The organism is Escherichia sp. E4385 (assembly GCF_963883145.1).
Taxonomy (GTDB): domain Bacteria; phylum Pseudomonadota; class Gammaproteobacteria; order Enterobacterales; family Enterobacteriaceae; genus Escherichia.
The window spans coordinates 130306-137145 of sequence record NZ_CAWOOJ010000008.1 but is presented as its reverse complement, the minus strand read 5'-3'; the positions used below and the strand labels follow the sequence as shown (position 1 = coordinate 137145).

The 6840-nt window shown below is 53.1% G+C and carries 8 protein-coding genes and 1 pseudogene; 7 read left to right on the top strand and 2 right to left on the bottom strand.

Going from position 1 to position 6840, the window contains the following annotated elements:
* A partial coding sequence (locus AACS80_RS08050; protein ID WP_171021438.1) for a helix-turn-helix domain-containing protein occupies positions 1-124 on the bottom strand: 124 nt, incomplete at its 3' end.
* Between the two features lie 22 nt (positions 125-146).
* On the opposite strand from AACS80_RS08050, the pseudogene tnpA reads away from it, so the two are divergent.
* Positions 147-563: pseudogene (gene tnpA / locus AACS80_RS08045) on the top strand (IS200/IS605 family transposase).
* A gap of 112 nt (positions 564-675) precedes the next feature.
* Here tnpA and agaR read toward each other — a convergent pair.
* Entirely contained in the window at positions 676-1485 is an 810-nt protein-coding gene (gene agaR, locus AACS80_RS08040) for an aga operon transcriptional regulator AgaR (protein WP_135410492.1), read from the bottom strand.
* 248 nt (positions 1486-1733) lie between these two features.
* On the opposite strand from agaR, the gene kbaZ reads away from it, so the two are divergent.
* From kbaZ to nagA, 6 genes are read left to right on the top strand one after another with little or no spacing between them, the layout of a single operon-like run.
* The gene (kbaZ, locus tag AACS80_RS08035; RefSeq protein WP_135410493.1) at positions 1734-3014 is read left to right on the top strand and encodes a tagatose-bisphosphate aldolase subunit KbaZ; all 1281 of its coding nucleotides are present in this window, start codon (positions 1734-1736) and stop codon (positions 3012-3014) included.
* 22 nt (positions 3015-3036) lie between these two features.
* The gene (gene agaV / locus AACS80_RS08030) at positions 3037-3510 is read left to right on the top strand and encodes a PTS N-acetylgalactosamine transporter subunit IIB (protein ID WP_001295547.1); all 474 of its coding nucleotides are present in this window, start codon (positions 3037-3039) and stop codon (positions 3508-3510) included.
* 10 nt (positions 3511-3520) lie between these two features.
* Positions 3521-4300, top strand: coding sequence for a PTS N-acetylgalactosamine transporter subunit IIC (gene agaW, locus AACS80_RS08025; RefSeq protein WP_138183736.1), 780 nt, complete (start codon positions 3521-3523; stop codon positions 4298-4300).
* A complete protein-coding gene (agaE, locus tag AACS80_RS08020) occupies positions 4290-5168 on the top strand; it encodes a PTS N-acetylgalactosamine transporter subunit IID (RefSeq protein WP_135410494.1) in 879 nt (292 codons plus the stop codon). Before agaW ends, agaE begins: the two co-directional genes overlap by 11 nt.
* A 17-nt stretch (positions 5169-5185) precedes the next feature.
* Positions 5186-5620, top strand: coding sequence for a PTS galactosamine/N-acetylgalactosamine transporter subunit IIA (agaF, locus tag AACS80_RS08015; RefSeq protein ID WP_000948829.1), 435 nt, complete (start codon positions 5186-5188; stop codon positions 5618-5620).
* A complete protein-coding gene (gene nagA, locus AACS80_RS08010; protein ID WP_135410495.1) occupies positions 5617-6750 on the top strand; it encodes an N-acetylglucosamine-6-phosphate deacetylase in 1134 nt (377 codons plus the stop codon). The genes agaF and nagA overlap by 4 nt, the downstream gene beginning before the upstream one ends.
* The last annotated feature ends 90 nt before the right edge of the window (positions 6751-6840 follow it).

Genomic DNA, 6840 nt, shown 5'->3' with positions numbered 1-6840 from the left:
TCTCATTCTGAAGCGCCAGAGCACGATTGAAAACGAAACGACACGCGCCCGCGAAGCGCCTCATTTCACGCTCCTGTTGACCACTGGGTCTTAACTGGAATTTAAATGCTTGTAGTCGCTTCATAGGGAAAATCATACTTTGGTCTATGAAAAAAGAAACCGATATCCGACGCGGAAGGCACTGTGTTTTCCTGATGCATGTTCATTTGGTCCTTGTAACCAAATACCGACGTCAGATTTTTGACTATGACGCGACAGAAAAACTACGCACTTACTTTTCAAATGTATGTGCTGATTTTGAAGCTGAACTGGTTGAAATGGATGGCGAACCAGATCACGTCCATTTGTGAATTAACTATCCTCCCAAACTGGCGATATCCAGTCTGGTAAACAGCCTCAAAGGCGTATCGAGTAGGTTACTGCGACGAGATCGACCAGATATTGCAGTCAGGTATTACCACAAAGGCGTTTTGTGGAGTCCCAGTTATTTTGCCAGTAGCTGCGGAGGTGCACCAATATTCGTCATCCGCCAATACATTGAACAACAGCAAACACCCGGTTAGGTGGAAAACCGCGCCTTATATCCCCGCCCTGAAGGACGGAGTTTTACGGCGCACTGGATAATATTCACAATGCCCGCCGAACACATTCGTGTTGACCAGCGGGCGCCATTTCTCACTCCCCGGCCAGAATCACTTCAACCCCTGCCTTTCGCAGCCCTTCCAGGCTATCTGCAGGAATGCCTTTATCGACAATGATCATGTCGATCCGCTGGGTATCGATGATCTTATGTAGGCTGGAGCGGTTGAACTTACTGGAATCGGTGACTACGATGATCCGTTCCGCAACTTCGCACATCCGACGGTTTAAACGAGCTTCATCTTCATTATGCGTGCTGACGCCACGCTCCAGATCAATAGCATCTACGCCAAGAAACAGCATATCGAAGTGGTAATTTTGCAGCGATTGTTCAGCCTGATCGCCGTAAAAAGATTGCGACTGACGGCGCAAATGCCCGCCGGTCATCAGCAGCTCAACGCCTTCCGCTTCCAGCAAAGCATTGGCCACGTTCATACCGTTGGTCATCGCAATTACGTCAGTGTGCTTGCGCATCAGACGAGCAATCTCAAAAGTGGTGGTCCCGGAATCGAGGATCACCCGATGACCTGGCTGAATCAACTCAACGGCAGCTTTCGCAACGCTGCGTTTCATCGCCGTGTTGAGCGCACTTTTATCTTCCACTGATGGCTCGACTGACGGCGTCGTGCTATCGCAGATCAACGCGCCCCCATAGGCCCGCACAGCGATCCCCTGCTTTTCCAGAAACGCCAGATCGTTACGGATCGTCACAGTAGATACACCATACAATGCCGATAGATCATTAACTTGCACACTTCCTTGCTGGCGCAGGCGTTGAATGATCTGCTCTCGTCGCTCACTGGTGCCAGTCACTCGCTTCTCGCCTGAAGCGTCGGTATTACTCATAGTAAGTCCTTTCGTAAAACTTTCGTTTCATTTCGTTTTGCCTATTAACGCCTTTCTATTAAGCAATTGCAAGCCCACCTTGCCCATTGACGCAAGCTACGCTCGTTTCAGTGGCTTTCATTATGTTTCTTTTGTGAATCAGATCAGAAAACTATTATCTTTCGTTTTATTTTTATCTCACCATGTCGCAGTATCAATTGAAACAAAACGAAAGATTAAAGTTGCAGTAATCTGAACTGGAGAGGAAAGTGAAACATCTGACAGAAATGGTGAGACAGCATAAAGAGGGCAAAACAAATGGGATTTATGCCGTTTGTTCCGCACATCCGCTGGTGCTGGAAGCTGCAATCCGCTACGCCTGTGCAAACCAAACGCCGCTACTGATTGAAGCGACGTCCAATCAGGTGGACCAGTTCGGCGGTTATACCGGAATGACGCCCGCCGATTTTCGAGGCTTTGTTTGCCAGCTTGCTGACTCGCTGAATTTCCCACAGGACGCGTTGATTCTGGGTGGCGACCATCTGGGGCCAAACCGCTGGCAAAACCTGCCTGCCGCTCAGGCGATGGCCAATGCCGATGATTTGATTAAAAGCTACGTCGCGGCAGGATTCAAAAAAATTCACCTTGATTGCAGCATGTCCTGTCAGGACGATCCGGTTCCCTTAACCGATGGCATCGTTGCCGAACGCGCCGCTCGTCTGGCGAAAGTGGCGGAAGAAACCTGCCGTGAACATTTTGGCGAGGCCGATCTGGTGTATGTCATTGGCACCGAAGTTCCGGTGCCTGGCGGCGCACATGAAACCTTAAGCGAACTGGCGGTCACCACGCCGGATGCCGCCAGCGCCACGCTGGAAGCCCATCGTCACGCTTTTGAAAAGCAAGGTCTGAATGCCATCTGGCCGCGCATCATCGCGCTGGTAGTTCAGCCTGGCGTCGAATTCGATCACACCAACGTTATTGATTATCAGCCCGCCAAAGCGGCTGCCTTAAGCCAGATGATCGAAAACTACGAAACGCTGATTTTCGAAGCTCACTCTACGGATTATCAAACGCCGCAATCGTTACGTCAGTTGGTTATTGACCATTTTGCCATTCTGAAAGTTGGCCCGGCGCTGACCTTCGCCCTGCGTGAAGCTCTGTTCTCTCTGGCGGCGCTTGAAGAAGAACTGGTGCCAGCGAAAGCCTGTTCCGGTCTGCGTCAGGTACTGGAAAACGTGATGCTCGACCGCCCGGAATACTGGCAAAGCCACTACCACGGTGACGGCAACGCGCGTCGTCTGGCGCGTGGTTATAGCTACTCGGATCGTGTGCGCTATTACTGGCCGGACAGCCAGATTGATGACGCTTTCGCTCATCTGGTTCGTAATCTGGCGGATTCACCGATTCCGCTACCGCTCATCAGCCAGTATCTGCCGCTGCAGTACGTGAAAGTTCGCTCCGGCGAGCTGCAACCGACGCCACGGGCGTTAATTATCAACCACATTCAGGACATCCTGGCGCAGTACCACACAGCCTGTGAAGGCCAATAACCAAAACAAAGAGGAAGACGCTATGCCAAATATTGTTTTAAGCCGGATTGATGAACGCTTGATTCACGGTCAGGTCGGCGTTCAGTGGGTCGGATTTGCGGGGGCAAATCTGGTGCTGGTAGCCAACGATGAGGTTGCCGAAGATCCGGTACAACAAAACCTGATGGAAATGGTACTGGCAGAAGGGATAGCCGTACGTTTCTGGACGCTGCAAAAAGTTATCGACAACATTCATCGCGCCGCCGATCGACAGAAAATCCTGCTGGTTTGTAAAACACCCGCCGATTTCCTGACGCTGGTGAAAGGAGGCGTTCCGGTGAATCGCATTAACGTTGGCAATATGCACTACGCCAATGGCAAGCAACAAATCGCCAAAACGGTTTCTGTGGATGCGGGCGATATCGCAGCATTTAACGACCTGAAAGCCGCTGGGGTGGAATGCTTCGTTCAGGGCGTCCCGACAGAGCCTGCTGTGGACCTCTTTAAATTACTTTGAGGGATTCATCATGGAAATCAGTCTGTTGCAGGCATTTGCGTTGGGCATTATCGCCTTTATCGCTGGTCTGGATATGTTTAACGGCCTAACCCATATGCACCGCCCGGTGGTCCTCGGCCCGTTGGTCGGGCTGGTACTTGGCGATCTGCATACCAGTATTTTAACCGGCGGTACGCTGGAACTGGTGTGGATGGGGCTGGCTCCGCTGGCGGGCGCACAGCCGCCTAACGTGATTATCGGTACTATCGTCGGCACGGCGTTTGCCATAACCACCGGCGTGAAACCCGATGTCGCGGTCGGCGTAGCCGTACCTTTCGCGGTTGCGGTACAGATGGGGATTACCTTCCTGTTCTCGGTGATGTCTGGCGTGATGTCCCGCTGCGACCGAATGGCGGAGAACGCCGATACACGCGGCATTGAGCGTGTGAACTATCTGGCGCTGCTGGCGCTCGGCATCTTCTATTTTCTCTGCGCTTTCCTGCCTATCTACTTCGGCGCGGAACATGCAAAAACCATCATTGATGTCCTGCCGCAACGATTAATCGACGGCCTCGGCGTCGCGGGCGGCATCATGCCAGCAATCGGTTTTGCCGTGCTGCTGAAAATCATGATGAAAAACGTCTACATCCCCTACTTCATCCTGGGCTTTGTTGCCGCAGCCTGGCTCAAGTTACCGGTGCTGGCTATTGCTGCCGCCGCGCTGGCGATGGCGCTGATCGATCTGCTGCGTAAATCTCCTGAACCGACTCAACCTGCGGCACAGAAAGAGGATTTTGAAGATGGCATCTAATCAAACCACCCTGCCGAACGTCAGTGAAAACGAAGAAACATTGCTGACTGGCGTCAATGAAAACGTGTATGAAGATCAGAGCATTGGCGCGGAGCTGACGAAAAAAGATATCAATCGCGTCGCCTGGCGTTCCATGCTGTTACAGGCTTCTTTTAACTACGAACGTATGCAGGCTTCCGGTTGGCTGTACGGTCTGCTGCCAGCACTGAAAAAGATCCACACTAATAAACGCGACCTGGCGCGCGCCATGAAGGGGCATATGGGTTTCTTCAATACCCATCCGTTTCTGGTGACGTTTGTTATCGGCATTATCCTTGCGATGGAGCGTTCTAAGCAGGACGTTAACAGTATTCAGAGCACCAAAATTGCCGTCGGTGCGCCGCTCGGCGGGATTGGCGATGCGATGTTCTGGCTAACGCTACTGCCGATTTGTGGCGGGATAGGTGCAAGCCTCGCGCTACAAGGCTCTATTCTCGGCGCAATCGTATTTATTGTGCTGTTCAACGTGGTACATCTCGGTTTGCGTTTTGGTCTTGCGCATTACGCGTATCGAATGGGCGTGGCGGCGATTCCACTCATTAAAGCAAATACCAAAAAAGTAGGTCATGCTGCGTCAATCGTTGGGATGACGGTAATCGGCGCGCTGGTGGCAACCTATGTTCGCTTAAGCACCACGCTGGAAATCACGGCGGGCGACGCAGTGGTTAAGTTACAGGCTGATGTTATCGACAAACTGATGCCTGCCTTCTTACCGCTGGTCTACACCCTGACCATGTTCTGGCTGGTACGCCGCGGCTGGAGTCCGCTGCGCCTGATTGCAGTTACCGTGGTTCTCGGCATCGTCGGTAAATTCTGCCATTTCCTTTAAATACAATGAGGTATTAGATGTTAAGTATTATTTTGACGGGGCATGGCGGGTTTGCCAGCGGCATGGAAAAAGCAATGAAGCAAATCCTCGGCGAGCAATCGCAGTTTATCGCCATCGATTTTCCTGAAACCTCAAGCACCGCGCTGCTTACATCGCAGCTTGAAGAAGCCATCGCCCAACTGGATTGTGAAGACGGCATTGTTTTCCTGACGGATTTGCTGGGCGGCACGCCGTTTCGCGTGGCTTCAACGCTGGCGATGCAAAAACCGGGCTGTGAAGTGATCACCGGCACCAATTTACAACTGCTACTGGAGATGGTGCTGGAGCGCGAAGGGTTAAGTAGTGAAGAGTTCCGTGTGCAGGCGCTGGAGTGCGGACACCGTGGGCTGACCAGTCTGGTGGACGAACTTGGTCGCTGCCATGAAGAATGTCCGGTCGAGGAAGGAATATGACACAAGTTCTGCGCGCCAGAAGGCTGCTGACTGAAGAGGGCTGGCTTGATGATCATCAACTGCGCATTGCTGACGGTGTGATCGCGGCAATCGAACGGATTCCACCAGGCGTGACTGAACGCAATGCGGAACTGCTCTGCCCCGCTTACATCGACACCCATGTGCACGGCGGTGCGGGCGTTGATGTGATGGATGACGCACCGGATGCGCTCGACAAGCTGGCAATGCACAAAGCGCGCGAAGGTGTCGGCAGTTGGCTGCCGACTACCGTAACCGCGCCGCTTAATGCCATTCATGCGACGCTGGCGCGTATTGCTCAACGTTGCCAACGCGGCGGACCTGGTGCGCAAGTGCTGGGAAGTTATCTCGAAGGACCGTACTTCACGCCGCAGAATAAAGGCGCACATCCGCCGGAGCTGTTCCGCGAGCTGGAAATTACCGAGCTGGATCAATTGATTACCGTTTCTCAGCACACTTTGCGCGTGGTGGCACTGGCACCGGAAAAAGAAGGGGCATTGCAGGCCATCCGCCATCTTAAACAGCAAAACGTACGGGTGATGCTGGGACATAGCGCAGCAACCTGGCAACAAACCTGCGCTGCGTTTGATGCTGGCGCAGACGGCCTGGTACATTGCTATAACGGGATGACGGGTTTACATCACCGCGAACCGGGAATGGTTGGCGCGGGATTAACAGACAAGCGCGCCTGGCTGGAACTGATAGCCGATGGGCATCATGTACATCCGGCGGCGATGTCGCTGTGTTGTTGCTGTGCGAAAGAGAGAATCGTGCTGATAACCGACGCGATGCAGGCAGCCGGGATGCCGGATGGTCACTATACGTTATGTGGTGAAGAAGTGCAGATGCACGGTGGCGTTGTCCGTACTGCGTCCGGTGGGCTGGCGGGCAGTACGCTGTCTGTCGATGCGGCAGTGCGCAATATGGTCGAGTTGACGGGCGTAACGCCTGCGGAAGCCATCCATATGGCGTCGCTGCATCCGGCGCGAATGCTGGGTGTTGATGGTGTTCTGGGATCGCTTAAACCGGGCAAACGCGCCAGCGTCGTTGCGCTGGATAGCGGGCTGCATGTGCAACAAATTTGGGTTCAGGGTCAATTAGCTTCGTTTTAATTGTTTGCTCCGTTATTCGGCCTTCACTTCCCCCGTAAGGCCTTTCTTTTTCTTTCTTTTTAGGCTGCGTAGCGGTGTCGGATGCGACGC

Coding starts and splice junctions, on each gene's coding strand:
- agaR (WP_135410492.1), bottom strand. CDS start 1,485: ATGAGTAATACCGACGCTTCAGGCGAGAAGCGAGTGACTGGCACCAGT.
- agaF (WP_000948829.1), top strand. CDS start 5,186: ATGTTAAGTATTATTTTGACGGGGCATGGCGGGTTTGCCAGCGGCATG.
- agaV (WP_001295547.1), top strand. CDS start 3,037: ATGCCAAATATTGTTTTAAGCCGGATTGATGAACGCTTGATTCACGGT.
- nagA (WP_135410495.1), top strand. CDS start 5,617: ATGACACAAGTTCTGCGCGCCAGAAGGCTGCTGACTGAAGAGGGCTGG.
- agaE (WP_135410494.1), top strand. CDS start 4,290: ATGGCATCTAATCAAACCACCCTGCCGAACGTCAGTGAAAACGAAGAA.
- agaW (WP_138183736.1), top strand. CDS start 3,521: ATGGAAATCAGTCTGTTGCAGGCATTTGCGTTGGGCATTATCGCCTTT.